This is a genomic window from Streptomyces sp. NBC_00086 (genome assembly GCF_026343255.1).
Classification (GTDB): Bacteria; Actinomycetota; Actinomycetes; order Streptomycetales; family Streptomycetaceae; genus Streptomyces.
In genome coordinates, this window is sequence record NZ_JAPELZ010000001.1 from 7,161,486 (window position 1) to 7,187,218 (window position 25,733).

The 25,733-nt window shown below is 73.0% G+C and carries 22 protein-coding genes and 1 pseudogene; 10 read left to right on the forward strand and 13 right to left on the reverse strand.

Going from position 1 to position 25,733, the window contains the following annotated elements; genetic code table 11:
* Nucleotides 1-153 precede the first annotated feature (153 nt).
* From OG276_RS32500 to OG276_RS32510, 3 genes are all read left to right on the forward strand, one after another.
* A complete protein-coding gene (locus OG276_RS32500; RefSeq protein ID WP_266910779.1) occupies nucleotides 154-1,326 on the forward strand; it encodes an exonuclease SbcCD subunit D in 1,173 nt (390 codons plus the stop codon).
* A complete protein-coding gene (locus tag OG276_RS32505) occupies nucleotides 1,323-4,334 on the forward strand; it encodes an SMC family ATPase (RefSeq protein ID WP_266910781.1) in 3,012 nt (1,003 codons plus the stop codon). The genes OG276_RS32500 and OG276_RS32505 overlap by 4 nt, the downstream gene beginning before the upstream one ends.
* Nucleotides 4,335-4,455: 121 nt before the next feature.
* Nucleotides 4,456-4,959 (forward strand): rhodanese-like domain-containing protein, encoded by a 504-nt coding sequence (locus OG276_RS32510; protein WP_266910783.1) that lies wholly within the window; start codon nucleotides 4,456-4,458, stop codon nucleotides 4,957-4,959.
* A 151-nt stretch (nucleotides 4,960-5,110) separates the two neighbouring features.
* Here OG276_RS32510 and OG276_RS32515 read toward each other — a convergent pair whose 3' ends face one another.
* Nucleotides 5,111-6,823, reverse strand: coding sequence for a DUF885 domain-containing protein (locus tag OG276_RS32515; RefSeq protein ID WP_266910785.1), 1,713 nt, complete (start codon nucleotides 6,821-6,823; stop codon nucleotides 5,111-5,113).
* Between the two features lie 260 nt (nucleotides 6,824-7,083).
* Between OG276_RS32515 and OG276_RS32520 the strand changes: the two are divergent.
* Together OG276_RS32520 and OG276_RS32525 are read left to right on the forward strand one after the other, a co-directional pair.
* A pseudogene (locus tag OG276_RS32520) lies at nucleotides 7,084-7,344 on the forward strand (PLP-dependent transferase); the annotation flags it as partial.
* Between the two features lie 32 nt (nucleotides 7,345-7,376).
* Nucleotides 7,377-7,607, forward strand: coding sequence for a PLP-dependent transferase (locus tag OG276_RS32525; RefSeq protein ID WP_266910787.1), 231 nt, complete (start codon nucleotides 7,377-7,379; stop codon nucleotides 7,605-7,607).
* Here OG276_RS32525 and OG276_RS32530 read toward each other — a convergent pair.
* The 3 genes from OG276_RS32530 to OG276_RS32540 form a co-directional block, all read right to left on the reverse strand.
* Nucleotides 7,540-8,985, reverse strand: a complete 1,446-nt coding sequence (locus OG276_RS32530; RefSeq protein WP_266910807.1) for a GNAT family N-acetyltransferase — start codon at nucleotides 8,983-8,985, stop codon at nucleotides 7,540-7,542. The two genes, OG276_RS32525 and OG276_RS32530, sit on opposite strands and share 68 nt — an antisense overlap.
* A 115-nt stretch (nucleotides 8,986-9,100) precedes the next feature.
* Entirely contained in the window at nucleotides 9,101-10,699 is a 1,599-nt protein-coding gene (locus OG276_RS32535; RefSeq protein WP_266910809.1) for an alkaline phosphatase, read from the reverse strand.
* A 137-nt stretch (nucleotides 10,700-10,836) separates the two neighbouring features.
* On the reverse strand, nucleotides 10,837-11,676 hold the full coding sequence (locus tag OG276_RS32540; protein WP_266910811.1) for an alpha/beta fold hydrolase: 840 nt from the start codon (nucleotides 11,674-11,676) through the stop codon (nucleotides 10,837-10,839).
* A gap of 401 nt (nucleotides 11,677-12,077) precedes the next feature.
* Here OG276_RS32540 and OG276_RS32545 point away from each other — a divergent pair, with 401 nt between their 5' ends.
* Complete coding sequence (locus tag OG276_RS32545) at nucleotides 12,078-12,839, forward strand: GntR family transcriptional regulator (RefSeq protein WP_266910813.1); 762 nt, start codon at nucleotides 12,078-12,080, stop codon at nucleotides 12,837-12,839.
* A 318-nt stretch (nucleotides 12,840-13,157) separates the two neighbouring features.
* On the opposite strand, the gene OG276_RS32550 is transcribed toward OG276_RS32545, so the two are convergent.
* From OG276_RS32550 to OG276_RS32560, 3 genes are all read right to left on the reverse strand, one after another.
* Nucleotides 13,158-14,312 carry an ROK family transcriptional regulator gene (locus tag OG276_RS32550; RefSeq protein WP_266910815.1) on the reverse strand — a complete coding sequence of 385 codons (1,155 nt, stop codon included), beginning with the start codon at nucleotides 14,310-14,312 and terminating at the stop codon, nucleotides 13,158-13,160.
* Between the two features lie 112 nt (nucleotides 14,313-14,424).
* Nucleotides 14,425-15,075, reverse strand: coding sequence for a response regulator transcription factor (locus OG276_RS32555; RefSeq protein ID WP_266910817.1), 651 nt, complete (start codon nucleotides 15,073-15,075; stop codon nucleotides 14,425-14,427).
* 4 nt (nucleotides 15,076-15,079) lie between these two features.
* On the reverse strand, nucleotides 15,080-16,273 hold the full coding sequence (locus tag OG276_RS32560) for a sensor histidine kinase (protein WP_266910819.1): 1,194 nt from the start codon (nucleotides 16,271-16,273) through the stop codon (nucleotides 15,080-15,082).
* 108 nt (nucleotides 16,274-16,381) lie between these two features.
* Between OG276_RS32560 and OG276_RS32565 the strand changes: the two genes are divergently transcribed.
* Together OG276_RS32565 and OG276_RS32570 are read left to right on the forward strand one after the other, a co-directional pair.
* A complete protein-coding gene (locus OG276_RS32565) occupies nucleotides 16,382-17,293 on the forward strand; it encodes an ABC transporter ATP-binding protein (RefSeq protein WP_266910821.1) in 912 nt (303 codons plus the stop codon).
* A 26-nt stretch (nucleotides 17,294-17,319) separates the two neighbouring features.
* Nucleotides 17,320-18,069 carry an ABC transporter permease gene (locus OG276_RS32570; RefSeq protein ID WP_266910823.1) on the forward strand — a complete coding sequence of 250 codons (750 nt, stop codon included), beginning with the start codon at nucleotides 17,320-17,322 and terminating at the stop codon, nucleotides 18,067-18,069.
* Nucleotides 18,070-18,174: 105 nt separating this feature from the next.
* On the opposite strand, the gene OG276_RS32575 is transcribed toward OG276_RS32570, so the two are convergent.
* The 6 genes from OG276_RS32575 to OG276_RS32600 form a co-directional block, all read right to left on the reverse strand.
* Nucleotides 18,175-18,825: an HAD family phosphatase gene (locus OG276_RS32575; protein ID WP_266913306.1), complete on the reverse strand. Its 651-nt coding sequence runs from the start codon at nucleotides 18,823-18,825 to the stop codon at nucleotides 18,175-18,177.
* Between the two features lie 45 nt (nucleotides 18,826-18,870).
* The gene (gene mug, locus OG276_RS32580) at nucleotides 18,871-19,431 is read right to left on the reverse strand and encodes a G/U mismatch-specific DNA glycosylase (RefSeq protein ID WP_266913308.1); all 561 of its coding nucleotides are present in this window, start codon (nucleotides 19,429-19,431) and stop codon (nucleotides 18,871-18,873) included.
* The gene (gene purB / locus OG276_RS32585; protein ID WP_266910825.1) at nucleotides 19,428-20,861 is read right to left on the reverse strand and encodes an adenylosuccinate lyase; all 1,434 of its coding nucleotides are present in this window, start codon (nucleotides 20,859-20,861) and stop codon (nucleotides 19,428-19,430) included. Before purB ends, mug begins: the two co-directional genes overlap by 4 nt.
* A gap of 262 nt (nucleotides 20,862-21,123) precedes the next feature.
* Nucleotides 21,124-21,915, reverse strand: a complete 792-nt coding sequence (locus tag OG276_RS32590; RefSeq protein WP_266910827.1) for an SGNH/GDSL hydrolase family protein — start codon at nucleotides 21,913-21,915, stop codon at nucleotides 21,124-21,126.
* Nucleotides 21,916-21,988: 73 nt separating this feature from the next.
* Nucleotides 21,989-23,008 carry a hemolysin family protein gene (locus tag OG276_RS32595; RefSeq protein WP_266910829.1) on the reverse strand — a complete coding sequence of 340 codons (1,020 nt, stop codon included), beginning with the start codon at nucleotides 23,006-23,008 and terminating at the stop codon, nucleotides 21,989-21,991.
* Nucleotides 23,005-24,345, reverse strand: a complete 1,341-nt coding sequence (locus tag OG276_RS32600) for a hemolysin family protein (RefSeq protein WP_266910831.1) — start codon at nucleotides 24,343-24,345, stop codon at nucleotides 23,005-23,007. Before OG276_RS32600 ends, OG276_RS32595 begins: the two co-directional genes overlap by 4 nt.
* Nucleotides 24,346-24,663: 318 nt before the next feature.
* Between OG276_RS32600 and OG276_RS32605 the strand changes: the two genes are divergently transcribed.
* Both OG276_RS32605 and OG276_RS32610 read left to right on the forward strand, forming a co-directional pair.
* The gene (locus OG276_RS32605; protein WP_266910833.1) at nucleotides 24,664-25,095 is read left to right on the forward strand and encodes a GNAT family N-acetyltransferase; all 432 of its coding nucleotides are present in this window, start codon (nucleotides 24,664-24,666) and stop codon (nucleotides 25,093-25,095) included.
* Entirely contained in the window at nucleotides 25,092-25,724 is a 633-nt protein-coding gene (locus OG276_RS32610; protein WP_266910835.1) for a hypothetical protein, read from the forward strand. The genes OG276_RS32605 and OG276_RS32610 overlap by 4 nt, the downstream gene beginning before the upstream one ends.
* Nucleotides 25,725-25,733: the final 9 nt, after the last annotated feature.

Sequence of the window (25,733 nt, forward strand, 5' to 3'; positions counted from 1 at the left end):
GGCTCGTTCGCTGGCGGCCACCCTGACTGAGGCGTGTGGTGGCTCAGGAGGTGGCATGCGTTAGCGTGGCAGGGGGGCGACTGTGAGTCCTGGGTCGGTTCGTGCTGGTTTTAGAGGGGTCGTAGGGGTAAACGTGCAGGTCGGGGTCGTTCTGTGAAGTTCCTGCATACCTCCGACTGGCATCTGGGGCGGAGCTTTCATCGGGTGAACCTGCTCGGTGCTCAGGCTGTTTTTATCGATCATCTGGTTGAGGTCGTGCGGGAGCGCGAGGTCGACGCCGTGCTTGTTGCCGGTGATGTTTATGACCGGGCCGTGCCGCCGTTGCCTGCCGTGGAGCTGTACGACCGGGCACTGCACCGACTTGCCGATCTTGGCGTTCCTACCGTGATGATCTCCGGTAATCATGACTCCGCCCGCCGTCTTGGGGTCGGGGCCGGGCTGATCGGGCGGGCCGGGATTCACCTCAGGACCGATCCCGCCGGGTGTGCCGACCCCGTGGTGCTGGGCGACGTACACGGGGACGTGACGTTTTACGGGCTGCCGTATCTGGAGCCTGCGCTGGTCAAGGATGAGTTCGGGGCCTCGAAGGTGAGCCATGAGGCCGTGCTCGGGGCGGCCATGGGGCGGATTCGGGCCGATCTGGCCGGGCGGGCGCCCGGGACGCGGTCTGTTGTGCTTGCGCATGCCTTTGTGACCGGCGGGCAGGCCAGTGACAGTGAGCGCGACATCACCGTCGGGGGCGTCGAGGCCGTGCCGGCCTCCGTTTTCGATGGGGTCGACTACGTCGCGCTGGGGCACCTGCACGGCTGCCAGGTGATCAATGAACGCGTTCGCTATTCCGGTTCCCCGCTCGCCTACTCCTTCTCCGAGGCCGATCAGCGCAAGAGCATGTGGCTCGTGGAGATGGGGGAGGGCGGGGAGATCGTGAGTGCCGAGCGGGTCGACACTCCCGTGCCGCGCGGTCTCGCTCGGGTTCGGGGGCCGCTGGAGGAGCTGCTTTCCGAGGGGGCGTACGCCCGGTACGAGGACTGTTGGGTGGAGGCCACCCTCACCGACGCCGTCCGGCCCGAGGATCCCATGGCCCGGCTCGCCGCGCGGTTCCCCCATGTTCTGAGCCTGGCCTTCGACCCCGAGGGCCGGAGCGAGGACGCCGGCGGGTCCTATGCGCAGCGGCTGAAGGGGCGCAGCGACCGGGAGATCGCCGAGGACTTCGTCGCCCACGTGCGCGGGGGCGGCGGGTTCTCCGACGAGGCCGAGCGGGACGTGCTTCAAGGTGCTTTCGACGAGGTGCGGGCCGAGGACAGCCGGCAGGAGACCCACCGATGAGGTTGCACCGGCTGCGCATCACCGCCTTCGGGCCCTTCGCCGAGCCTCAGGAGATCGACTTCGACACGCTCTCCGGCGCCGGGATCTTCCTGCTGCACGGGCCCACCGGCGCGGGCAAGACCTCCGTCCTGGATGCCGTGTGCTACGCCCTGTACGGGTCCGTGCCCGGTTCCCGGCAGGCCCCCGGTACCAGTCTGCGCAGTGACCACGCGGCGTCCGATACCCCGACCGAGATCACCCTCGAACTCACCGCGGGCGGGCGGCGCCTGGAGATCACCCGGCGCCCCGAACAGGACCGGCCCAAGAAGCGCGGGACCGGGACGACCAAGGACAAGGCGCAGAGTTGGCTGCGTGAGTACGACGGGGACGGCTGGAGCGCGCTGAGCCGGTCCCATCAGGAGATCGGCGAGGAGATCGAGCAGCTGCTCGGCATGAGCCGCGAGCAGTTCTGCCAGGTCGTGCTGTTGCCGCAGGGGGAGTTCGCGCGCTTCCTGCGGGCCGACGAGGTGGCGCGCGGGCGGCTGCTGGGCCGGCTCTTCGACACCCGCCGCTTTGCCGCCGTGGAAACCCTGCTCGGTGAGCGCCGCCGCGCCGCCGAGGCCAAGGTCCGCGCCGGTGACGAGCAGGTGCTGCACACCGCCCAGCGCCTCGCCCAGGCCGCCGGGGACGCCGCCGACCTGCGCGCCTGGCCGCTGCCCCGGCACCAGCCGGGGGACCCCGGGCTGGCCGGGGCGATCCGTGCCTGGGCCGCCGTCGCGCGCTGCTCCGCCCGGGAGCGGCTCACCGTCGCCGAGTACGCCCTCGCCGCCGTCGAGGGGCGCTACCACGCCGCCCGGCGGGCCGCCGAGGACGTACGGGAGCTCGACCGGCTGCAGCGCCGGCACGCCGAGACCACCCGTCGGGCGGCCCTGCTCGCCGAGGCCGGTCCGGAGCGGGAGCGGGTGCGCGCCCTGCTCGACCGGGCCCGGCGCGGAGCCCTGGTCGCCCCCGCCCTGGAGCTGCGCGGAGCCGCCGCCGGCGCGCACATGGCCGCCGCGCACGCGGAGTCGGTGGCCCGGGCGGAGCTGCCGCCGCAGCTCGCCGAGGCGGGGACCGAGCAGCTGGCCGCCGTGGAGCAGCGGCTGCGCGAGGATCTGGGAGCACTCGGAGCCGCCCGCCGCGCCGAGCAGCGCAGCGCCGAGATCGGTCGCGAACGGGCCGACCTGGAACGGGAATCCCGGGCGGCCGAGGAGCAGCAGCAGGAGACCGCCGAGTGGCTGGGCCGCTGGGAAGCCACCCGGACCGAGCTGGCCGGGCGCGCGGACGCCGCCCAGCAGGCCGCGACCCTGGCCGAGCAGCTCGCCGGCAAGCTGGAGCCCGCGAGGCTGCACCTGCACGCCGCCCGGCGGCGCGACGCCCTCGACGCGGACGCGGAGCAGGCCTCGGCCGAACTGCTCACCGCCCGCGAGGAGTCGGCCGCCGCCCGGGAACGCTGGCTCGAGCTCAAGGAGACCCGGCTGCGCGGGATCGCCGCCGAACTCGCAGCCGCCTTGGTGGCGGGGGAGCCCTGCACCGTGTGCGGGGCCGCGGAGCATCCCTCCCCGGCCCGGCCCGCCCCCGGTCACGTCGACCGGGCCGCGGAGGAGGCGGCGCACGCCCGCTTCGAGGGGGCCGAGGAGCGCAGGGCCGCGGTGGAGAGCGATCTGGCAGCCGTCCGACAGACCCGCGCAGAAGCCGCCGCCGTCGCCGGCGACGCCACCACCGCCGAACTCCTCGAACTCACCTCCGCGCTGAGTTCCCGTCACGCCGAGGCGCACGCCGCGGCCGCCGGGCTGCACACCGCCCGCGAGCGGCTGGCCCGCGCCGAGCGGGAGCACGCGGTGCGCAGCGCCGAGCGGAGCGAAGCCGAGGCCCGGGCGGCGGCGCGGGCTTCGCGCCGCGAAGCCCTCGACCGGGAACAGGCCTCGCTGGAAGCGGAGCTGGCCCTCGTACGGGACGGAGCGCCCAGCGTCGCGGCCCGCGCCGGAGTCCTGGAGGACCGGGTCCGCATGGTCACGGCGGCGGCCGTCTCGCTGCGCCGGGCCGAAACCACCGCCGCCCGGCTGAAGGAGGCCGACGACCAGCTCGCCGACGCCGCCTTCAAGGCCGGCTTCGACACCACCGAGGAGGCGGCCGACGCCGTGCTCCCCGAGTACGAACGCAGCGCGCTCCAACGCCGCACGGACACCTGGCAGGCGGAGGAGGCCATGCTGGCCGACCGCCTCGGCGAGAGCGACACCGCCGCGGCGGCGGCCCTGCCCCCGGCCGCGCCGGAGGAGGCCGAGGCCTATGCGGCGCTGGCCGCCGCGAAGCTTCGTACGGCCGGGTCCGCCGTGGACGCGGCCCGGGTCCGGTGCAAGGACCTCGACGGGCTCTCCCTCCAGGCGGAGCGGGAGCTGCGCTCCCTGGGACCGCTGCGCGAGGCCTACGAACGGGTGGCCCGGCTCGCCGGACTCACCGCGGGCACCTCCGCGGACAACGAGCGCAAGATGCGGCTGGAGGCCTACGTGCTCGCGGCCCGGCTGGAGCAGGTCGCCGCCGCGGCCACGGTACGGCTGCTGCGCATGTCGGGCGGTCGCTACACCTTGCTGCACTCCGACGCCAAGGCGAGCGGACGCGGGCGTTCCGGGCTCGGGCTGCACGTGGTGGACGCCTGGACCGGCAGCGAGCGGGACACCGCCACCCTGTCCGGCGGCGAGACCTTCTTCGCTTCGCTCGCGCTCGCGCTGGGCCTCGCCGACGTGGTCACCGACGAGGCGGGCGGCATGCGGCTCGACACCCTCTTCATCGACGAGGGCTTCGGCAGCCTCGACGACCAGGCGCTGGACGAGGTGCTCGACGTACTGGACTCGCTGCGCGAGCGCGACCGCAGTGTCGGCATCGTGAGCCATGTCGCCGACCTGCGGACCCGGGTGCAGGCCCAGCTGGAGATCGTCAAGCAGCGCGGGGGTTCGGTGGTGCGGCATCGCACGGCGGGCGGAACGGGCTGAAACCCCTGGTCAACGGGGTGAAACCGGTCCTCGGGGGATACTCGGGGACCCTCGGGGACATGTCGGTCTCCGGGGGGAGGCCCTCGCCGAGGAGTGATCAACAAATTGTAGATTTCTCGGTATGACGACCACGAACACGCCCGCTTCCACCAACCCCGTCCTGCGGGTTCCCCCGGCCGCACCAGCCGCGGCCGCCGCCTACTTCGCGGCGAGCCTGGCCTTCCACGCCGATGTCTCGGACGTCGCCGCCGCCTTCAAGGCCCACCGGGAGGACGGCGCCGAGCTCGGCTTCCAGCTGGTCGACTCCCGCTCGACCCCGTCCTGGGACCAGGCCCACGTGCCCGGGGCCGTCCACCTGCCGAACGCCCTCGTCGCCGAGCAGGCGGAGCGCCTCCTCGACAAGAGCGTTCCCGTGGTCACCTACTGCTGGGGCCCCGCCTGCAACGGCGGCACCCGCTCGGCGCTCGCCCTGGCGCAGCTCGGCTTCCAGGTCAAGGAGATGCTCGGCGGCATCGAGTACTGGATCCGCGAGGGCTTCGAGGTCGAGACCTGGCAGGGCCGCGAACAGCGCCCCGAGGCCGACCCGCTGACCGCGCCCACGGACTCCGACGACTGCGGCTGCTGAGGACTGGTTCCTCAGGACTGGCTGCTGAAGACCGGCCGCCCCCGCAGGTACGGACGGGCGGGCGGACGGGCGGACGGGCGGACCGACGGACGGGCCGACTCCGCGAGGGGGGAGCCGGCCCGTCCGTCCTACCGTGGTGCGGTCCCGGTGGTCAGAGCTTCGACAGCTCGTCCACCAGGTCGTCCAGGCCCAGCGACCCCTGGGACAGCGCCGCCATGTGCCAGGCCTTCAGGTCGAAGGAATCGCCGTGCGCCGCGCGCGCGTTGTCACGGCCCTGCAGCCAGGCGCGCTCGCCCAGCTTGTAGCCGATCGCCTGGCCCGGCATCGACAGGTAGCGGGTCAGCTCGCTCTCGACGAAGTCGCCCGGCCGGCCGCTGTGCAGGCCGAAGAACTCCTGCGCCAGGTCGACCGTCCAGCGCTCGCCCGGGTGGAACGGCGAATCCGCCGGGATCTCCAGACCCAGGTGCATGCCGATGTCCACGATGACGCGCGTGGCGCGCATCATCTGGGCGTCCAGGTACCCGAGGCGCTGCTCGGCGTCCTTGAGGTAGCCCAGCTCGTCCATCAGCCGCTCCGCGTACAGGGCCCAGCCCTCGCAGTTGGCGCTGACGAGACCGATGCTGGCCTGGTAGCGGGAGAGCTGGTCCGCCACGTGCGCCCACTGCGCCAGCTGGAGGTGGTGGCCCGGAACGCCCTCGTGGTACCAGGTGGAGACCAGGTCGTAGACGGGGAAGCGGGTCTGGCCCATCGTCGGCAGCCAGGTGCGACCGGGACGGGAGAAGTCCTCCGAGGGACTCGTGTAGTACGGGGCCGCGGCGCCGCCCGGAGGGGCGATCCGCGACTCCACGCGCTTGACCCGCTCGGCGAGTTCGAAGTGGGTGCCGTCGAGGTTCTCGATGGCCTCGTCCATCAGGCCCTGCAGCCAGGCCTGGACCTCATCCACGCCCTCGATGTGGGTGCCGTGCACGTCCAGGTGCGCCAGCGCCTCCCACGGACCCGCGTCCGGGAGGATCTTGGCGGCTTCGGCCTTCATCTCCGCCAGCAGCCGGTGGTACTCCGACCAGCCGTAGGCGTACGCCTCGTCCAGGTCCAGGTCGGCGCCGTTGAAGTAGCGAGACCAGAGGGCGTAGCGCTCGCGGCCCACCGGGTCGGGCTTGCCCTCGACCGCGGGGGCGTACACGTCCCGCATCCAGTCGCGCAGTTCCAAGACGGCGGCGGTCGCGCCGGCGGCGGCCGCGTCGAGCTCGGCGCGCAGGGCCTGGGGGCCGGTGGCGGCGAACTCCGCGAAGTAGCCTTCCTTGCCCTCGCCCTCGGCGCCCTCGCCCGCCCAGGCGGTGAGCTGCTCGATGAAGGTGGCGGTGGGGCGCGGGCTCCCGAACAGGCCGCGGTCCAGGCCGAGCGCGAGGCACTCGCGGTAGCCCGCGTACGCGACCGGTACGGCGCGCAGCCGTTCGGCGATCGCCGCCCAGTCCTCGTCGGTCTCGGCCGGGGTCAGGGAGAAGATCTCGCGGACCGAGTGCGCGGGGGAGTGGATGTTGCTGACCGCGCGCAGATCCTCGTCGGCCTCGTGGACGGCGAGTTCGGCGTTGAGGCGCTCGCGCAGCAGGCGGGCGCAGCGGCGCTCGGCATCGCTGTCGGCGCCCGGCTGCCGCTCGGCGGCGTCGAGCCGCGCGAGCGTGGTGCGGGTGAGTTCGGCGGCCGCCGCGCGGCCCGCCGGGGAGAGGTCCGGGAGCTTTCCGGAGCTCGCGGCGACACCGAGATAGGTGCCCGTGATCGGGTCGATGGCGATGAGGTCGTCGACGTAGGCATCGGCGACCTGTCGGGGCAGCCGTGCGGCGCTGTCACTGGTGATGATGTCTGACATGTGGACATCTTCGTATGCGGGACGGGTCCGCGTCATCACCAAACATCGTCAGCCTGCTGACGCGGGGGGCGGCAGCGGCCCGCGATCCCGCTCCTGGAGGATCAACCTGGCCTCCATCCTGGAGACTTCACGGGCGAGGTGAACTCGTCGAGGACCGGCCGCCGGAGCTCGCCGGGATCCGAATCGGCCGCGTGGGCGGGGTGGTCGTCCGGGCCCGTCGGAGGGAAGACGGCCCGCGAGGCCGACGCGTTCGGGACGACGGAGCCCGGCCCGGGGGCCCGCCGGTCCGCTCCCGGCCGGACGATCCGACCACCGCCTGCTTCGGGACGGCCCTGTCCCGGCTCGAAGGCACCGAGAGCGCCGTCGCCTTCGCGAGCGGGATGGCCGCGTAGTCGGCGTGCCTGCTGGTGCGGGGGATGAAGGAGTCGCGTCACGTGGGCGCCGTACGGCCGTTGTACGGGGGCTGCGCCCACCTGCTGAGCGGCGGCCTGCTGGGGACCCGGGTGACCTGGGTGGATCCGGACGGCACCCGGCCTCCTTCAGCCACCTCATCGTGGCCGAGGGGGACCGCCACGCCCCGGGCGTGGGCGACCGCTTGCTGCGCTTGTCGGTCGGGCTGGAGGACGTGGACGATCTGTGGGCCGATCCGGGCCGGGCGCCGGACCGGGCGATGGAGCCGGTGCCCGGTCAGGAGCGGGCCGGGGAGCCGGTCCGGGTCACTGCTGGTTGCGGGGTAGGCCGCGGAGGGATTCGCCCGGGAGCTCGTACGGCAGCCGGGAGCTGACCGGGGTCGCGTCCAGCCGGGCGGTGATCACCAGGGTGCCCTCCTCGATCTGGTAGTCGAGGGGGAGGCCGAGCCCGCGCATGGCGGCGACCATGCCGGTGTTCTGGGCCTGGGTGACGGCGTACACGCTGTCGCATCCGGCCTCGACGGCCATCCCGATCAGCCGGCCCAGCAGCTCGGAGCCGATGCCGCGGCGCTGCCAGTCGTCCTCGATGAGCAGGGCGACCTCGGTCTCGTCGCCGTCCCAGAGCAGGTGGCCGAGGGCGACGAGCTTGCCGGAGGCGGTGGTCGCGGCGAGGGTGCGGCCGAAGCGCGGGCTCAGCAGGTGGCCGAGGTAGCGGTCGGCGTCGGCGACGGGGCCGTGGTAGCGCAGGCCGAGGGTGCGCTCCGAGCAGCGGTCGTGCATGGCACGGGCCGCGGGCAGGTCGGAGCCGTCGGCGCGGCGGACGGTGATCTCGTTGCCCTCGGGAAGGGTCAGTACGTCACGGCTGCGCGGGACCCGCGGTCCGAGCCGGGCGTCCAGCTCGACGAGCGCGCGGGCGCGGGCGAACTCGGTCGGGGTGAACGGCAGGTAGGGCCGCTCGATGGTGATGGCACCGCCGGACGGGTCGCGCAGCCGCATGACCGTGGCCTCCAAGACGCCTTCGACGGGCGCGTCGGCGCCGGCGTTGGGGCGCCCGGAGAGGGTGGTCGCCGGGATGGAGTGGATGGTGCAGCGGCCGAGCAGCTGGCGCAGGGCGAGCGGCAGTTCGGCGGCGTCCAGGGCGGTGCGGGTGGCCAGCCCCAGGACGCGGGTCGGGGTGTCGACCAGGTCGTGTGCGTCGGCGCGCTCGATCCAGGTGCTGTGGCCGCCGGCGCCGGAGATGGCCCGGGTGAGGTCGGCGGAGGGCAGCTGATGCGGGGCGCGCAGCAGGAACTCGTCCACCGTGCCGCCCTCGGGGAGCGGGTGCGTCTGCAGGGTCAGGATGTCGACCCCGCTCCGGGCGAGTGCGGTGCAGAGCGCGGCGAGGCTGCCGGGCTCGTCGCGCACGGTCGTCCGCATCCGCCAGAGGGCGGAGGCCAGTGCGGCGTCCGTACCGGCCGTCGCCGCGACCGCGCCCGTGGCGGTGTCCGTGGGCGCGGCGTCCGAAGGCGCGGTGTCCGTGGGCGGCGGCGCATGGCTGTGGCGGCGTGCCCACCAGGTGTGGAACGCCGCCGTCACCAGGAGTGCGACGGCCGAGGCCACGAGCAGGACCGGGCCGCGGGGACCGTGCACCACGAGGTTGGCGATGGCGTCGGCGACCGCGACGGCGCAGAAGAGAGCGGCGAGCTCGACGACGTCGCGGCGCCAGTGGTGGCGGTGGGGACGCTGGGCAGGGGCAGCAATACGCTCAGTCATGCAGACCACTGTGACGCAGGGGTGTTGCGTGATCACGAACGATCTGTGACCGACTGGTTAAGGATCCATCTGGCCGATTTCGCCCTGTTTTCCGGCCGATTTCAGATGTCGGACCCTACTGCCCCACCCGTCCGGGCTGCAGGGTCCGGGTGAAGAGTACGCCGCCTCCCTGGCGGCGCAGCCGGACGGTGAGCTCGCCGCCGTCCCCGTCGATCTCGACCTCCCCGTAGTACGGGGGATTCTCGGACGGGGACATGTTGGCGAAGGGCGCGGACTGGACGTACGCCGTCTCCGGGCCGAAGGTGGCGTCCAGTCGGCCGGAGGGGAAGCCGCCCGCGCCGATGGGGCCGGAGACGAACTCCCAGAAGGGTGCGAAGTCGGTGAAGGCGGCCCGCTCGGGCGCGTAGTGGTTCGCGGCCGTGTAGTGCACGTCGGCGGTGAGCCAGAGGGTCCCGGTGATGCGCTGGTGCTTGATGTGCCGCAGCAGCTCCGCGATCTGCAGTTCGCGCCCGAGCGGCGCCCCGGGGTCGCCCTGGGCGACGGCCTCGAAGTTCGCGGCCCCGTCGGCCACCACGATGCCCAGCGGCATGTCGGCGGCGATGACCTTCCAGGTGGCGCGGGAGCGCGAGAGCTCGCGCTTGATCCAGGCCAGCTGTTCGGGGCCGAGGATGCCGATGGGGTCGTCGGTCTGGCGGCCGGGGGAGTTCGCGTCGCGGTAGGTGCGCATGTCGAGGACGAACACGTCGAGCAGCGGGCCGTAGCGCATCACCCGGTACATCCGGCCCTCGGCGCGGCCGCCGCGCAGGTCGGTGACGGGGAAGTACTCGCCGAAGGCCCGGCGGGCCCGGCCGGCGAGGGTGTCGACGTCCTTCACGGTGTAGCGGGGGTCGTCGAGGATCTGGCCGGGGTACCAGTTGTTGCGCACCTCGTGGTCGTCCCACTGGGCGAGGACCGGCACCTGGGCGTTGAAATCGCGCAGGTTGCCGTCGAGCAGGTTGTAGCGGAAGTTGCCCCGGTACTCGGCGAGGGTCTCGGCGACCTTCGCCTTCTCCTCGGTGGTCACGTTGTGCCACAGGGTTCCGTCGCGCAGCGGTACGGAGGCCTGGATCGGCCCGTCGGCGTAGATGGTGTCCCCGCTGAAGAGGAAGAAGTCGGGGTTCCGCAGGCGCATCTCGTCGAAGACGCGGTAGCCGCCGAGCTCCGGGTTGATGCCCCAGCCCTGGCCGGCGAGGTCACCGGACCACAGGAAGCGCACGTCACGGCGGCGGGAGGCGGGCGCGGTCCGGAAGGTGCCGTGGACCGGCTCGCCGGTGCGGCGCGGATCGTCGGGGTCGGCGAGGAGCACCCGGTAGTGGATCTGCTGTCCGGGCGGGAGCTCGCGCAGGGTGGTGGTGCCCGTGAAGTCGGAGTCCGGGCCGAGCAGCGGGCCGCGGTGGCGGCGGACGGCGTAGCGGAACGACTCGCTCGGGGAGGTCTCGACGTACATCCGCGCGGGGCGGTCGGAACGCGTCCAGACGGTGGCCGAGTGGGCGGTGATCTCGCCGGACTGGACGCCCCAGAAGGCGTTCGGGCGGCCCGAGCGGGCGAAGGCGGGCGCCGCCGCGTGGGCGGGAATGGACAGGGCGCCCGTCAGGGCGCCGGACAGGGCGAGGCCCACCGGGACGGCGAGGGAACCGCCGAGCAGGGAGCGTCGGGTGTGCGGCAGAGGTGCCATCGGTGCGTCTCCAGAGGCCGGCGGGGACGGGCCGGACCAGTGTGTCGCCGTACACCGGCGGCACACCGGACCGCCCGCGTCGTGCACGCGAACCATGCGTGAACACTGATGCGGTCCCCTGGCGCTCCGTCAACACCTCATCGGGCGCGCTCCGTTGTGTCCAGGATGACGCGGGCGACCAGGGCCGGGTCGTCGTTCATGGGCACGTGGCCGCATCCGGGGAGACGGACGAGGCGGGCGCCGGGGATGGTGTGCTTCGCGCGGACGCCTTGGCGGCGCAGGAGTAGCCGGTCGCGACTGCCCCAGGCGATGGTGACGGGCAGGCCCGGCAGATCCGCGGTGAACCGTACGGAGCCGCCCGCGGCCAGGGTCTGCTCGAAGCCGGAGGCCTCGCGCAGGGCGATGGTCTCGGCGACCACGGAGCCGGGCGAACGCCGTCCCGGGCGCGCGTAGATGCTGCCGGTGAGCGCGGCGCGTCCGGCGGCGCTGCGGGCGAGCCGTTCCACGGCGGAGCGGGGCAGCGCGCCGGCGCCGGCGCGCATCGCGCGGAGCGCTGTGAAGGCGTAGCGGCGCTCGCCCTCCGACCAGAACCCGGCGGGGGAGAGGGCGGTGACCGAGCGCGCCAGCCCGACGCGCCCCATCTCCAGGGCGAGCAGTCCGCCGAGGGAGTTGCCCGCGACGTGCGGCCGCTCGATGCCGAGCGCCGCGCAGAGCGCGTTCAGCGCCGAGGCGACGGTGCCGAGATCGTACGGAACCCCGTGCGGCAGCGGCTCCGAGACGCCGAAGCCGGGCAGGTCGACGGCGATCACGTCGTACTCGGCGGCCAGGATGTCGGTCACCGGGTGCCAGGCCTGGAGGTGGTGGCCGATGCCGTGGAGCAGCAGGAGCGGCTCGCCCGCGCCCTTGCGCTCGTAGGCGGCGGTCGTGGTGCGGGGGCCCAGCGGCGAATCGATCGTGAAGGAGACCGTGGCGGTCATGCTGCTCCTCGTCGGGGGTCGGGCGGCTTCGGCGGCCGTGTGAGACGGCTTGTCAGTAGTGTCTCTCGACCGGTTACCGCCCGGTAGCCCCTGGAGGCGGGACTTCGGCTTTCGCGGTGACTTCGGCGGCGCCCTTCGTGGTGCCCTCCGCGGCGCCCGCCGCGGCGCTCTTCGGGGTGTCTTCCGTGACGCCCTCCGCGTGCTTTCCGCGGTGCTCGCGAACATCCCGTGAACAGCTTGATGCATATGCCCGATCTGCCCGACAAAGGGATGAGCATTGGTCTTGACCAAGGGGGTGCGCCGACTTATCGTCGCAGGCATAGTGCAGGAACCTTTAATAAACAAAGGCGCGGAACTCCCGCTGGAACACGGCGAGTGCGGCGATAGCAGGAGGAGTCAGGGTGGGGACCACGCAGCTCGAAACGGTGCCGGAGCCGAAGTACTTGCACCTCAAGACCGTCCTCAGTGAGGCGCTCGACCAGGACTTCGCCGTGGGCGAGGTCCTGCCGAACGAGCGCGAGCTCGCCGCCCGCTTCGGTGTGGCCCGCGCGACCCTGCGCCAGGCATTGGAGCAGCTCGAACTCGAAGGCCGCCTCCAGCGCCGCCGCGGCGTCGGCACCACCGTCGCCCCGCCGCGCGTGGGCGTCGACGTCGGCAGTGCGCAGCACAGCTGGCCCGGCGAGAGCGTCGACGGGTGGGAGCCGGTGGACGCGGCGGAGGAGGCCGTGCTCACCCCGGCCCTCCTGAAGCTCCTCGGGACCACCCCCGGCGAGATGGTGCTCGCGGTGCGCCGCAGCCGCGTCGAGCAGGGCCAGGTCCTCGCGGCCGAGCTGCTGTACGTGCCGGCCTCCTCGGTGCCGGGCCTCTCCGCCATCGACGCCCCGGCCGGTCCGGCCCGCGCCCGGACCGTCATGCGCGAGCTGCAGAAGCTGGTCCTCGACGGCCAGGACCGCTCGGTGGAGCTCGGCTCCGCCCGTGCCGAGGACGCGAAGGAACTGGACCGCCTGCCCGGCGCCCCGGTCCTGCTGGTCACCACCCGCTACTTCACGGCGGCGGGCACGGCGGCCGTCTCGGTGGCCACCTACCGGGCGGACACCTGCCGCCTGACCTTCGGCGACACCGGTGACGTGCAGATCACCCACGACACGCGGGTCGCGTCCTGACCACCTGCTGACCGGGGCCGCCGCGAAGTGGCGGCCCCGCTCGGCCGTCTTCTGCTTCAGCCCGTCCGGCGTTTGAGGACCGGGGCCGGGCAGGGCAGCCGGGGAGCGGGCGAAGGGCGGGTGGGGGATCTTGCCCTCCCGTGGATCTTGCCCTCCCGCAGGGACCCGCCGACGCCGAACCGCAGGGACCCGCCGACGCCGAACCGCGGCATCGAACGGGCGCCGGCCGGCCCGTGAGTGGCGGCGTGTGTGCGGATCCGCAGCCCCGGAGGAACCGGCGGCGGCGCGGACCCGCACCCGTACCGGCCCCGGAGGGGGTCAGCGGCGGGCGGTGACCGTCTTCTCCACCGCGAACAGTTCTTCTTCCACGTGGTCCAGCGCCAGCCGCAATGCTCCCGTGGCCACCGCCGCCTCGCCCAGCAGGGACAGCGCCACGCGCGGCGGGCGCAGGCAGTACCGCTCCAGTTCACGGCGCAGGGGGTCCAGTACCCCGTCGAGTCCGGCCGCCCAGCCGCCGACCACGACCAGCTCCGGGTCCATCGCCAGGACCAGCGCGGCCACGTCGTGGACCAGCCGCTGGATGAACCGCTCCACCGCCGCCACCGCGCCCACGTCCCCGCGCTTGGCCATCGCGAAGACCTCCGCCACCGCCCGCTCGTCCAGCGGGTGCAGCGGTTCACCGGTGGTCGAGAGCAGCTTCTCGGGCGTGACCTCGCGCCCCAGCAGGTGCAGGGCGCCGATCTCCCCGGCCGCCCCGCCGAACCCGCGGTGCAGCCGGCCCCCGATCAGGGAGCCCGCTCCGGGGCTGAGCCCGGCCATCACGAAGACCATGTCGTCGGTGTCGGTCGCGGCGCCCTTCCAGTGCTCGGCGACCGCCGCGGCGTTCGCGTCGTTCTCCACCTGCACCGGGCAGCGGAACGAACGCCGGAGCCGCTCCCCGAGCGGCAGCCCGGTCCAGCCGGGCAGGGCCGTGCCGAGGCGGACGGTGCCGTCGGCCTCCACGATTCCGGGGCTGCCCACGCCGACCGCCCTCAGGGAGTCCCGCGGGATCCCGGCGCGGCGCAGCAGGTCGGCCACCGCACCGCGGACCCGTTCGAGCCGTTCGTCGGCGGAGGCCGTCTCGGCGACCTCCTTGGTGCCGGCGCCGATCACTCGTCCGTCCAGCCCGGACAGCAGCACCGCGATCCGGTGCGCGCCGATCTCCACGCCGAGCAGGTGCCCCGCCTCCGCGCGGAAGCGGAACCGTCTGGCCGGGCGTCCCTGGCGCCGCGCACCCTCCTCCGCGCCCGCCTCGACGACGAGGCCCGTCCTGATGAGCCCTTCGACGACTCCCTCGACGGTCGGCCGCGAGAGGCCGGTGACCCGGGTGAGGTCAGTGAGCGTCGGCGCCTCGGCCGCGCGCAGGGCCCGCAGCACCACGGCGGAGTTGATCCGCCGCAGCAGAGAGGGGTCCCCGCCGGTCAGCTGCCCCAACGTGTGTCCTCCCAGGTAGCGAGCTTGTCAGCCGGATCGTACTGCGCACCGGGCGCGGCGGCGAGAAGCAGCCCCCCATCGGCCGGAATCCGGCCTTCCCCTCGTGGGCCGGTCACGCGGGAGCGACGAACCCGGACTCGTACGCGGTGATCACTGCCTGGGTCCGGTCCCGCGCCCCCAGCTTCGCCAGGATCGCGCTGACGTGGGACTTCACCGTCTCCGTGCCGACGATCAGCTCGCGGGAGATCTCGATGTTGGTCAGCCCCTTCGCCATCAGCCGGAGCACGGCCTCCTCGCGCTCGGTCAGCGCCGCCCGCTCCAGTACCGTCCGTGCCTGGCGGTTGCCGTACTCGGCGGCCAGCGAGCGGACCGCCGCGGGGAAGAGCAGCGTCTCGCCCTCCGCCACCAGACGGACCGCGTGCACGATCTCCGACGGGCGGGCCCGCTTCAGCAGGAACCCGTCGGCGCCGGCCCGCAGCGCCTGGTAGACGTACTCGTCGTTCTCGAAGGTGGTGACCACGAGGATCTTCGGCGGCGAGTCCACGCTCCGCAGGACCGCCCGGGTCGCCTCGATCCCGTCGAGCAGCGGCATCCGCACGTCCATCGCCACGACGTCGGGGCGCAGTTGCCGCACCAGCGGGACCACCGCGGCGCCGTCGGCGGCCTCGCCGATCACCTCGATGTCGGGCTGGGCGTCCAGGACGGCGCGCAGACCCGCGCGCACCAGGGGTTCGTCGTCGACGAGCAGTACGGTAACCGGCATCCGATCAGCGTATTCGCTCCAGCGGCAGCCGCGTACGCACCCTCCAACCCCCCTTGTACGGACCGGTCTCGGTCTCCCCGCCGAGCAGCGCGGCCCGCTCCCGCATCCCGCGCAGCCCGGTGCCGCCGCCGGTCATGACGGAGGGCCGGTCCGGCAGCGGATTGGTCACCTCCAGGTCCAGCCGGTCGGCGACCATGCCGATCCGCACCCGTACCGGTACGGGACCGCAGTGCCGCAGCACGTTGGTCAGCGCCTCCTGAAGGATCCGGTACCCCTCCTGGCTCACCGAGTCGGGCAACTGGTCGAGCGGGCCGATCAGTTGCGCGTCGACGGTGGCGCCGGAGGCGCGCGCCGACTCGAACAGCCGGTCGGCCTCCGCCAGGGTGGGCCGCTGGGACGGCCGCTGACCGGACTCCCGCAGGACGCGCAGCACCCGGTCCAGGTCCTCCAGCGCGGCCCGGCCCGTCTCCTCGATCGCGCTCAGCGCACGGTCCGTGAACTCCGGATCGCCCGCCGCCCGCGCCGCCCCGGCCTGGACGACGGCCACGGTCAGTGCGTGGCCGATGGAGTCGTGCAGCTCCCGCGCGATGCGGGTGCGCTCCAGCAGCTGCTCGGTCCGCACCTCCAGCGCGGTGAGCCGCTCCGCCGCCGAAGGCCCCAGCAGCCTGCGGGCGATCGCCGTGATCATGTCGCCGAGCAGGACCACGACGACGATCAGGAGGACCAGGGGCAGCGGAGCCAGTGCCCAGGCCGCCCAAGCCGGGAGGCCGGCGGGCACCAGCCGGTCGTCGGTGACCGTCCCACCGAGGCCGGTCCTGATCAGCTGGATCGTCAAGACGGGCAGCCACACCGTGACGAAGATGGAGACCAGCCCGACGACGAGCCGTATCTCCAGCCACAACAGGGTCCGCCACCGGTCGCTCCACCCCTCGGAGGCAACGGTGCTGAAACTCTGCTCCTCGGCCTCCCGGCCGCCCTGGGAATCGCGCTCGTGAGGAGTGAGGAGGAACTGCGCCTGGAGCCCCTCGGCCAGCCGCATCCAGGGCAGCAGGCCCATCGGTATCACGAGCAGCATGGGCATCCACGGAGCCTCGGGCGCTATGAACATCCACATGGCCAGCATCAGCATGGGCACGCACAGATGCACCCAGCGCGAGTAGGTCACTGGGCGCAGCGCGGCGCGGAACAGTCGGTGCATCCCCTCATCGTGGCAGTTCGGGGCGGTGCGGCTCCTCCCCCACGTGGGGGAGAAGGAACCCTCGCATGGGGGAGGAAGAGGGGTGGGGACGGCGGCGAACCTTGAGACATGAACAGCATCGAGATCCGAGAACTGACCAAGGAATTCGGCCGGACCCGGGCCGTTGACCACCTCACCTTCGATGTCATGCCCGGCCGAGTCACCGGTTTCCTCGGACCCAACGGGGCCGGGAAGTCGACCACGATGAGGCTGCTGCTGGGCCTGGACCGGATCACCTCCGGGACGGCCACCATCGGCGGCCGGCGGTTCACCGAACTCCCCGATCCCCTCCACCGGGTGGGCGCCCTGCTGGACGCGCAGTCGGCGCACGGCGGCCGCACGGCCCGGGACCACCTTCGCTTCCTCGCCGTGGCCAACCGCATCCCGATGAGCCGGGTGGAGGCGGTCCTGGAACAGTCCGGAATAGCCTCGGCGGCCAAGCGGCGGGTCAAGACCTTCTCCCTGGGCATGCGTCAGCGCCTCGGCATAGCGGCGGCGCTGCTCGGAGACCCGGAAGTGCTCCTCCTGGACGAGCCGACCAACGGCCTCGACCCCGAGGGCATCATCTGGATCCGCGAACTCATGCGCGGCCTGGCCGCCGAGGGGCGCACGGTGCTCGTCTCCAGTCACCTGATGACCGAGACCGCGGCCCTCGCCGACCACCTGATCGTGCTCGGGCGGGGCAGGCTGCTGGCCGACACCTCCATCGAGGAGTTCATCGACGCCCGCAGCACCCCGAGGGTGCGGCTGCGCACCACGGACCCCGTCCGGCTCCGGGCCACCCTGGCCCGGGACGACTTCGAACTGGTCACCGCCGAGGGCGGGCGGTGGACCGTGGACGGCATACAGGCCGAACAACTCGGCGTCATCGCAGCCCGCGAGGGCATTCCGATGCTGGAACTGATCGACGAGCGGGCCTCCCTGGAGCAGGCCTACCTCGACCTCACCGCCGACAGCGCCCAGTTCGCCGCCACCAGCTGACCCACCCCTTCCAAGGAGGCCTCCCCATGAGCACCGCTCTGCCCACCGTCCCCGTCCTGCACTCGGAATGGATCAAGATACGGTCCCTGCGCGGCACCTTCGGGGCGCTGATGGCCATCTTCGCTGCCACGGTGGGCATCCAGGTGCTGACGGCCTCGCTGATCGGCACGGCGGAGGAGGGCAGCATGGGAGAGGACCCGCTCCTCGCGGCCTTCTACGGCCTCAACTTCGGCCAGATAGCCGCCTTCGCCTTCGGCGCGACCGCTCTTTCCTCGGAGTTCCACAACAGCGCTCTGCGGACGTCGTTGACCGCGGTGCCGAACCGTGCGCGGCTCTACCTGTCGAAGATGGCCATGGTGGGAGGACTCGCCTTCCTGGTCGGCCAGCTCAGCGGGGTGGCCGCATTCGTCGGAGGGCAGGCCTTCATGGGTGAGTACGCCCTGGAACTGGGCAGCCCGGGCACCTACCGTGCGATCTTCGGCTGCGGTGTGTACCTCGCCCTGATGGCCCTGCTGGCGGCCGGACTGACCGCGGTGCTGCGCAGTGCTTCGGCGGTCCTGAGCCTGCTCATACCCTTCGTGCTGATCCTGTCGTTCGTCCTCGGCCAGGCTTCCGAGGGCGCCGCCGGGTACCTGCCGGACCGTGCCGGTCAGATGATGATGCGGCTGGACACCTCGGTGGGCCTGGCTCCCTGGGCCGGTCTCGGGGTGCTTGCCCTGTGGACGCTGGTCGCCGTGACGGGCGGATGGCTGTCGGTGCGGCGGCGGGACGCCTGACACCCGACCGGTTGGATCGATCGGCTCCGCGGGGTGGGCGAGCTCCCCGCCGAGCCGGTTCGTTCGGGCAGTCACGCGGGCCCCGCCGCCCGGCGGGGGCAGCGGTCAGTGGCCGGTGAGGAGGCCAGGGAGCCGGCGCATGTCGTCGAAGACGACGGTTCCGGGGCCTTCGAGCTGCTCGGCGGGGGTCAGCCCGCCGGCGTAACCGAAGGCCCGCATCCCGGCGGCGCGGGCCGCCTGGACGCCGGGCCGGCTGTCCTCGACCACCGCGCAGGCGGCGGGATCCACGCCCATCCGCTGTGCGGCGTACAGGAAGAGGTCCGGGGCCGGCTTGCCGCGGGGGACCTCGGTGGCGCTGTGGATGCGCCCCGCGAAACGCTCGTAGAGGCCGGTGCGGCCGAGGGTGTGCCGCATCTTCTCGTGGGAGCCGCTGGAGGCCACGCACGTCGGCAGTGTGATCGCTTCGAGTGCCTCGGGCAGTCCCTCGACGGGGGAGAGTCCGAGATCCACTGCCTCGCGGTGACGTTCCTCGAACAGCTCCCACCAGAGGTCGGCCGTCCGCGGGCCCAGTCGTTCGGTGACCTGTTCACGGATGGAGAGGGAGGAGCGCCCGATGAACCGCTCGATGACCTCGGCCTCGGTGAGGGGCCAGCCGAGCTCCGCTCCGAGGGAGACCTGCACGCGGGCGGCTATCCGCTCGCTGTCGACGAGAACCCCGTCGCAGTCGAATATCACGAGCTCAATCGGCCTGATGATCATCACCGGATGATAGACGGCCCTCCGGACCGCCGGGGCGGGGATCTAAGAGCCGGACGCGGCCGGGCCCGGGTGCTCGGCGGCCGCGCGGAGGCGGCCGTACTCCTGGGCCATGGAGGCTGCGGTCCAGCGGGCGTTGAGGCCGCTGGGGTTGGGGAGGGCCCAGATGCGGGTGGCGCCGATGGTGCGCTCCTGGGGGCCGATCTGGGCCTTTCGCTCGCCGAAGGCGGTGCGGTAGGCGGTGACGCCGACCACGGCCAGCCACTGGGGGCGCAGGAGTTCCACCTTGGCCGTCAGGATGCGGCCGCCCTCGCGGAACTCCTCGGCGCTCAGTTCGTCGGCGCGGGCCGTGGCACGGGCCACGACGTTCGTGATGCCGAGGCGGTACGTCGGCAGCTCGTCCTGCTCGTCGGGGGACAGGAGGCGCGGGGTGAAGCCCGACAGGTGCAGGACCGGCCAGAAGCGGTTGCCGGGACGGGCGAAGTGGTGGCCCGTCGCGGCGGAGAGGAGACCCGGGTTGATGCCGCAGAAGAGGACACGAAGACCGCCCGCGACCACGTCCGGGAGGACGCGGTCGCGGGCGGAGCCGAGCTCATCGGGGGTCAGAGGATCGACCCGGGGGTGTAGCCCGCGGCCTCGGGGTGCTCCTTGGTGATCTCCTCGATGCGGGAGAGCACCGCGGCGACCTGGTCGCCCGCCGCGCCGGTGAAGGACAGCTTGTCGGCCATCAGGGCGTCCAGCTGCGCCCGGTCCAGCGGCATCCGCTCGTCGGCGGCGAGCTTGTCCAGCAGCTCGTTGCGCTCGGCACCCTGCTCGCGCATGGCGAGGGCGGAGGCCACCGCGTGCTCCTTGATGACCTCGTGGGCGGACTCACGGCCCACCCCGGCCCGCACGGCGCCCATCAGGACCTTGGTGGTGGCGAGGAAGGGGAGGTAGCGGTCCAGCTCGCGGGTCACGACGGCGGGGAAGGCGCCGAACTCGTCGAGGACCGTCAGGAAGGTCTCCATCAGGCCGTCGAGGGCGAAGAACGCGTCGGGCAGCGCGACCCGGCGGACCACGGAGCAGGAGACGTCGCCCTCGTTCCACTGGTCGCCGGCCAGCTCGCCGGTCATCGAGGCGTAACCGCGCAGGATGACCATCAGGCCGTTCACGCGCTCGCAGGAGCGGGTGTTCATCTTGTGCGGCATCGCGGAGGAGCCGACCTGGCCGGGCTTGAAGCCCTCGGTCACCAGCTCGTGGCCGGCCATCAGGCGGATCGTCTTGGCGATGGAGGAGGGCGCCGCGGCCAGCTGGACCAGGGCGGTGACCACGTCGTAGTCGAGGGAGCGCGGGTAGACCTGGCCGACCGAGGTGAAGGCCTGGCCGAAGCCGAGGTGAGCCGCGATCCGCTGCTCCAGGTCGGCCAGCTTCGCGGCGTCGCCGCCCAGCAGGTCGAGCATGTCCTGAGAGGTGCCGACCGGGCCCTTGATGCCGCGCAGCGGGTAGCGGGTCAGCAGGTCGTCCAGGCGGCCGTAGGCGACCAGCAGCTCGTCGGCGGCGGTGGCGAAGCGCTTGCCCAGGGTGGTCGCCTGAGCGGCGACGTTGTGGGAGCGGCCGGCCATGACCAGCTCGGCGTGCTCGCCGGCCAGCTTGCCGAGGCGGGCGAGGACGGCGACCGTGCGGTCCCGGACCAGTTCCAGCGAGAGCCGGATCTGGAGTTGCTCGACGTTCTCGGTGAGGTCGCGGGAGGTCATGCCCTTGTGGACGTGCTCGTGGCCGGCGAGGGCGTTGAACTCCTCGATGCGGGCCTTCACGTCGTGCCGGGTGATCTTCTCGCGCTCGGCGATGGAGGCGAGGTCGACGGTCTCCAGGACGCGCTCATAGTCGGCGAGGGCCGCGTCGGGGACCTCGATGCCGAGGTCCTTCTGGGCGCGGAGCACGGCGAGCCACAGCCGCCGCTCCAGCGTCACCTTGTACTCGGGGGACCACAGGACGGCGAGCTCCGCGGAGGCGTAGCGGCCGGCCAGGACATTGGGGATGCGGGGCTTGGCAGTCACGTGGATGGATTCTACTTGGGCCGCGGCTGTGCGTTTACGCAGGTAGGGGACCCGGCCGGGATTGTGCCTTGCTACGAGAGCGTGCGGGGGGCGGGCACGGGGTGGGAGAGGGCGGGGAAGGGGTGCCCGCGAGCCCCGCGGGCTGACCGTACCCGGGTGCCCCGGCGGTGCGGCGAGGCGCGGTCCCGGGCGGCGCTGTGCCGGGCGGCGCTGTGCCGGGCGGCGCGGGCCGGGCAAGATCCGAAAGGGACGGCCCAACGGCCTAGACGAGCCGGTCTGCCGCCGGAGCCTCGTGCGGCAGCAGGTCCGGGCGCTTGGCGGGCCTGCCGTCGCCGCTGGAGCGGCCCGTCAGGCGGCGGCCCACCCAGGGGAGCAGGTGCCGGCGGGCGAAGCTGAGGTCCTGCGAGCGGCGCGCGGTCCAGCCCGGAGGGGCGGTGGCCGGCAGTTCGGCGTTCCAGTCCGCCTCGGGCGGCAGGCCCAGAGCCTGCCAGACCGCCTCCGCGACCCTGCGGTGGCCTTCGGCCGTCAGGTGCAGCCGGTCCACGTCCCACATCCGCGGATCGCCGAGCGCGGAGGACCCGTACAGGTCGACCACGAGGGCGCCGTGCCGCGCGGCGAGCTCCTCGATGATGACGAAGAGCTCCTCCATGCGCGGACGGAAACGTTCCATCACGGGGCCGTTGCGGCCCGGGGAGCGCATCAGGACCAGCGTCCCGCAGGTGGGCGCCAGCAGGCCGACGGCCTCCTCCAGGTGTCCGCGCACCCGGCCCATGTCCACCTTGGGGCGCAGGGTGTCGTTCAGCCCGCCGACCAGGGTCACCACGTCGGCGCCCATCCCGGCGGCCGCGGGCGCCTGCTCCCCGGCGATCTGCCCGATCAGCTTGCCGCGGACCGCGAGGTTCGCGTAGCGGAAGCCCGGCTCGCGGGCGGCGAGGCGGTCGGCGAGCAGATCGGCCCAGCCCCGGTAGGAGCCGTCGGGGAGCAGGTCCGACATGCCCTCGGTGAAGGAGTCGCCGACCGCGACGAAACTGGTGTACCGCGCATTCATCTCCATGGCGGGAGCGATGCTACCGCCCGGTACCCCGGCCCCGCACGCGGGACCGGGGGAGCGGCCGCACCGCGCCGCGCTAGGCCGAAGCAGGCCTGCCGAACAGCTCCCGCAGCACGTCCTCCATCGTGACCAGGCCCGTCATGACCCCGTCCGGCCCGAGCACCGCCGCCAGGTGCGTCCGGCTGCGCCGCATCGCGGTCAGCACGTCGTCCAGCGGGGTCTCCGCCCGGACCTGCGCGATCGGCCGCAGCGCGCCGACCGGGAAGGGCTCGTCCCGCTCGGCCGCGTCCAGCGCGTCCTTGACGTGCAGGTACCCCAGGATCCGGCCCTGTGCGTCGATCACCGGGAACCGGGAGTACCCCGACTCGGCCGACAGCCGCTCCAGTCCGGCCGGTGTGATGCCCTCGCGGGCCGGAACCACCCGGTCCGCCGGCAGCACCACATCGGTCACCGGCCGCCGCCCCAGCTCCAGGGCGTCGTGCAGCCGCTCGCTCGCGCGGTCGTCGATGAGTCCCGCGTTGCTGGAGTCCTTGACGATCCGGGCCAGCTCGTCGTCCGAGAAGGTCGCCGTGACCTCGTCCTTGACCTCCACCCGCAGCAGGCGCAGCAGGGCGTTGGCGAAGGCGTTGATCGCGAAGATCACCGGCTTCAGCCCACGGGTCAGGGCCACCAGCGGCGGCCCCAGCAGCAGGGCGGTCCGCACCGGCTCGGCCAGCGCCACGTTCTTCGGCAGCATCTCGCCGAAGAGCATGTGCAGGTACGTGGCCAGGGCCAGCGCCACCACGAAGGAGATCGCGTGGGTCAGCCCGGACGGCACCCCGAAGAAGTCGAACGCCGGGGTCAGCAGGTGGGCGATGGCCGGCTCGGCCACCACGCCCAGCACCAGGGTGCACAGCGTGATGCCCAGCTGGGCCGCCGCCATGAGCGCCGACACGTGCTCCAGGCCCCACAGGACGGCGCGCGCCCTGCGGTCGCCCTGCTCGGCGTACGGCTCGATCTGGCTGCGCCGCACGGAGATCATGGCGAACTCCGCACCGACGAAGAAGGCGTTGACGACCAGAGTCGCCAGGCCGATCAGCAACTGGACGGCGGTCATCGGGCCTCCTCCACACCACTACCGGGGGTCGGTCCGGCCGGCACGTGCAACAGCACCCGCGCGGCCCGCCGCCCGCTCGCGTCCACCACGTCCAGCCGCCAGCCGTCGAGCTCCAGGCTGTCGCCGACCAGGGGGATCCGCCCCAGCTCGGTCGCTATGAGGCCGGCCAGCGTCTCGTACGGGCCGTCCGGCACGCGCAGCCCGATCCGTTCGAGCTGGTCGGTGCGTGCGGAGCCGTCCGCGGAGAACAGGGCGCGCCCGGAGGCGTCCTCCCCGGCCGGGGCCAGGTCGGGGGTCTCGTGCGGGTCGTGCTCGTCGCGGACCTCGCCGACGACCTCCTCGACGATGTCCTCCAGCGTGGCCACACCGGCCGTACCGCCGTACTCGTCGATGACCACGGCCATCGTCTGCCTCCCGGACAGCCGGTCCAGCAGCCGGTCCACGGTCAGTGACTCCGGTACGAGGAGGGGTTCGCGCAGCAGCGAGGACACGGGGTGGTTGTGGCGCTCCTCGGCGGGCAGGGCCAGTACGTCCTTGATGTGGACGGTGCCGACGACGCTGTCGAGGTTGCCGCGGTAGACGGGGAAGCGCGACAGTCCGGTGGCCAGCGTCGCGTTCGCCACGTCCTCGGCGGTGGTCTGCAGCTCCAGGGCGGTGACCTGGACCCGGGGGGTCATGACGTTCTCCGCGGTCAGGTCGGCGAGGTTCAAGGTCCGCATGAACAGTTCGGCGGTGTCCTTCTCCAGGGCGCCCGCCTTCGCGGAGTGCCGGGCCAGGGCCGCCAGCTCCTGCGGGGTGCGCGCCGAGGCGAGTTCCTCGGCGGGCTCCATGCCGAACCGGCGGACCATGTGGTTCGCCGTGGTGTTCAGATGGCTGATGAGGGGCCTGAAGGCGCGGCTGAAGATCCGCTGCGCGGTGGCGACCCGCTTGGCGACGGCCAGCGGAGAGGAGATCGCCCAGTTCTTGGGGACGAGCTCGCCCACGACCATCAGGACGATGGTCGACAGCACGGTGCCGAGGATCAGGGCGGTGGAGGACGCGGCTCCGGTGGACAGGCCCATGGCCTCGAAGGGGCCCTTGAGGAGGGCGGCGATCGAGGGCTTGGAGATCATGCCGATGACCAGGCCGGTCACGGTGATGCCGAGCTGGGCGCCGGAGAGCTGGAACGTCAGGCTGCGGACGGCGGCCAGGGCGCTGTCGGCGCCGCGCTCGCCGCGCTCGACGGCCCGTTCCAGTTCGCTGCGCTCGATGGTGGTCAGCGAGAACTCGGCCGCGACGAAGACTCCGCAGGCAAGGCAGAGCAGCAGCGCCACGACGAGCAGGAGCACTTCGGTCATCGGTCCCTCACCTCCGTCCCATGATCAGCCAGGAGGAGGGGTGTCGCGCGCTGTCGCGGGCGGGAAGGAAGGGGACTGGGAGGCTCGCCCATGGACGGACGCTCACACCTTTCGTTCGTGGGAAGTGAGGAACAGCTGCCTACAGGGTAAAGGAAGGGCAAAGCAGGCGGATCATTCCTTCGGTGGGGCCGTATGTGCAAGATCTTCGCATCGAACCCGCGTCGGCGTCCGGGAGACGGGAGCGGGTGCGCGCACCGGTGCGTCTCGGTGGGCAGAAGTCGGTGGCGGGCCACCGGCCGGTCGTGCTTGGCTCCGGGCATGACCGATCTGCACATACGGGCCGCGGTGCCGGCCGACGCCGAGACCGTGCTCGCCTTCTGGAAGGAAGCGGCGGAGGGCACCTCGATCACGGACGACGCGGACGGCGTGACCCGGCTCGTCACCCGGGATCCCGAGGCGCTGATCCTCGCGGAATGCGACGGGGTCCTGGTCGGGTCCGTGATCGCCGGCTGGGACGGCTGGCGGGCGTCCCTGTACCGGCTCGCCGTACTGCCGTCCCGCCGCCGCCAGGGGATCGCCACGGCGCTCCTGGAAGCGGCCGAACGGCGCTTCGTCGCCGTCGGGGGCCGCCGCGGTGACGCGATGGTCCTCGAAGCGAACGAGCGCGCGCAGCGGGCGTGGGCCGCCGCCGGCTACCACCGCGAGGATCACTGGCGGCGCTGGGTCAAGCCGCTGGGGGAGACGGCGTGACGACACCCCGCACCGGCCCCCGCGGCGTGGTGGCCTTCCTCCTCGCCGCCTCAGTGCTCGCGCTGACCGGCTGCGGTACGAGGAGCGCCGCCGCCGGGGATCCGCAGGAGCCGCCGGCGCCGTCCGTGGCCCCCTCCGTGGACTACGCCGCCCGGGCCGCCGCCGCGGCCGCCCGCCACGACGCGCTGTTCCCCGAGATCGCGGCGCGGTGCGCCGACGTGGGGACGGGCGGCGCGAGCCCCGATGCCACGGTGCGCGAGCTGCCCGCGGATCCCGAGGCACGGAAGTACGCGGAGAACCACGCCTTCAAACAGCAGGTGGAGCTCACCCCCGGGGCCCGGTGCCGGGGCGATGCGCACGCCGCACGGATCAGGGCGGCGGTCACGGGCGGCAGCGGCGGGAAGGGCGCCCCGCACACGGCGGAGGAGCTCCGCGCGGTCCTGACCGGGCTGGGGTACGGCTTCGACGCCGGGGGTGTGTACGGATCCGGGGCGGTGAACGTCTCCTTCGTCCTGTCGGTCCCCGAGAGCGGCCCCTGCGTGACGGGCCGGCTGGGCCCGCCGGTGGTCGTCCAGGCCCACGGGGCGTACGTGGAGGGCGGCTGCCTGGAGCCCCGCGGAGGCCACTGACGACCGGCC

What these genes read in the sequence shown, in the direction of transcription:
- OG276_RS32595 (WP_266910829.1), bottom strand. Translation starts at nt 23,008, where the DNA reads ATGACCGCCGTCCAGTTGCTGATCGGCCTGGCGACTCTGGTCGTCAAC.
- OG276_RS32570 (WP_266910823.1), top strand. Translation starts at nt 17,320, where the DNA reads ATGAGCACCGCTCTGCCCACCGTCCCCGTCCTGCACTCGGAATGGATC.
- OG276_RS32535 (WP_266910809.1), bottom strand. Translation starts at nt 10,699, where the DNA reads ATGGCACCTCTGCCGCACACCCGACGCTCCCTGCTCGGCGGTTCCCTC.
- OG276_RS32515 (WP_266910785.1), bottom strand. Translation starts at nt 6,823, where the DNA reads ATGTCAGACATCATCACCAGTGACAGCGCCGCACGGCTGCCCCGACAG.
- OG276_RS32560 (WP_266910819.1), bottom strand. Translation starts at nt 16,273, where the DNA reads ATGCACCGACTGTTCCGCGCCGCGCTGCGCCCAGTGACCTACTCGCGC.
- OG276_RS32530 (WP_266910807.1), bottom strand. Translation starts at nt 8,985, where the DNA reads ATGACTGAGCGTATTGCTGCCCCTGCCCAGCGTCCCCACCGCCACCAC.
- OG276_RS32505 (WP_266910781.1), top strand. Translation starts at nt 1,323, where the DNA reads ATGAGGTTGCACCGGCTGCGCATCACCGCCTTCGGGCCCTTCGCCGAG.
- OG276_RS32600 (WP_266910831.1), bottom strand. Translation starts at nt 24,345, where the DNA reads ATGACCGAAGTGCTCCTGCTCGTCGTGGCGCTGCTGCTCTGCCTTGCC.
- OG276_RS32510 (WP_266910783.1), top strand. Translation starts at nt 4,456, where the DNA reads ATGACGACCACGAACACGCCCGCTTCCACCAACCCCGTCCTGCGGGTT.
- OG276_RS32565 (WP_266910821.1), top strand. Translation starts at nt 16,382, where the DNA reads ATGAACAGCATCGAGATCCGAGAACTGACCAAGGAATTCGGCCGGACC.
- OG276_RS32590 (WP_266910827.1), bottom strand. Translation starts at nt 21,915, where the DNA reads ATGGAGATGAATGCGCGGTACACCAGTTTCGTCGCGGTCGGCGACTCC.
- OG276_RS32540 (WP_266910811.1), bottom strand. Translation starts at nt 11,676, where the DNA reads ATGACCGCCACGGTCTCCTTCACGATCGATTCGCCGCTGGGCCCCCGC.
- OG276_RS32605 (WP_266910833.1), top strand. Translation starts at nt 24,664, where the DNA reads ATGACCGATCTGCACATACGGGCCGCGGTGCCGGCCGACGCCGAGACC.
- OG276_RS32555 (WP_266910817.1), bottom strand. Translation starts at nt 15,075, where the DNA reads ATGCCGGTTACCGTACTGCTCGTCGACGACGAACCCCTGGTGCGCGCG.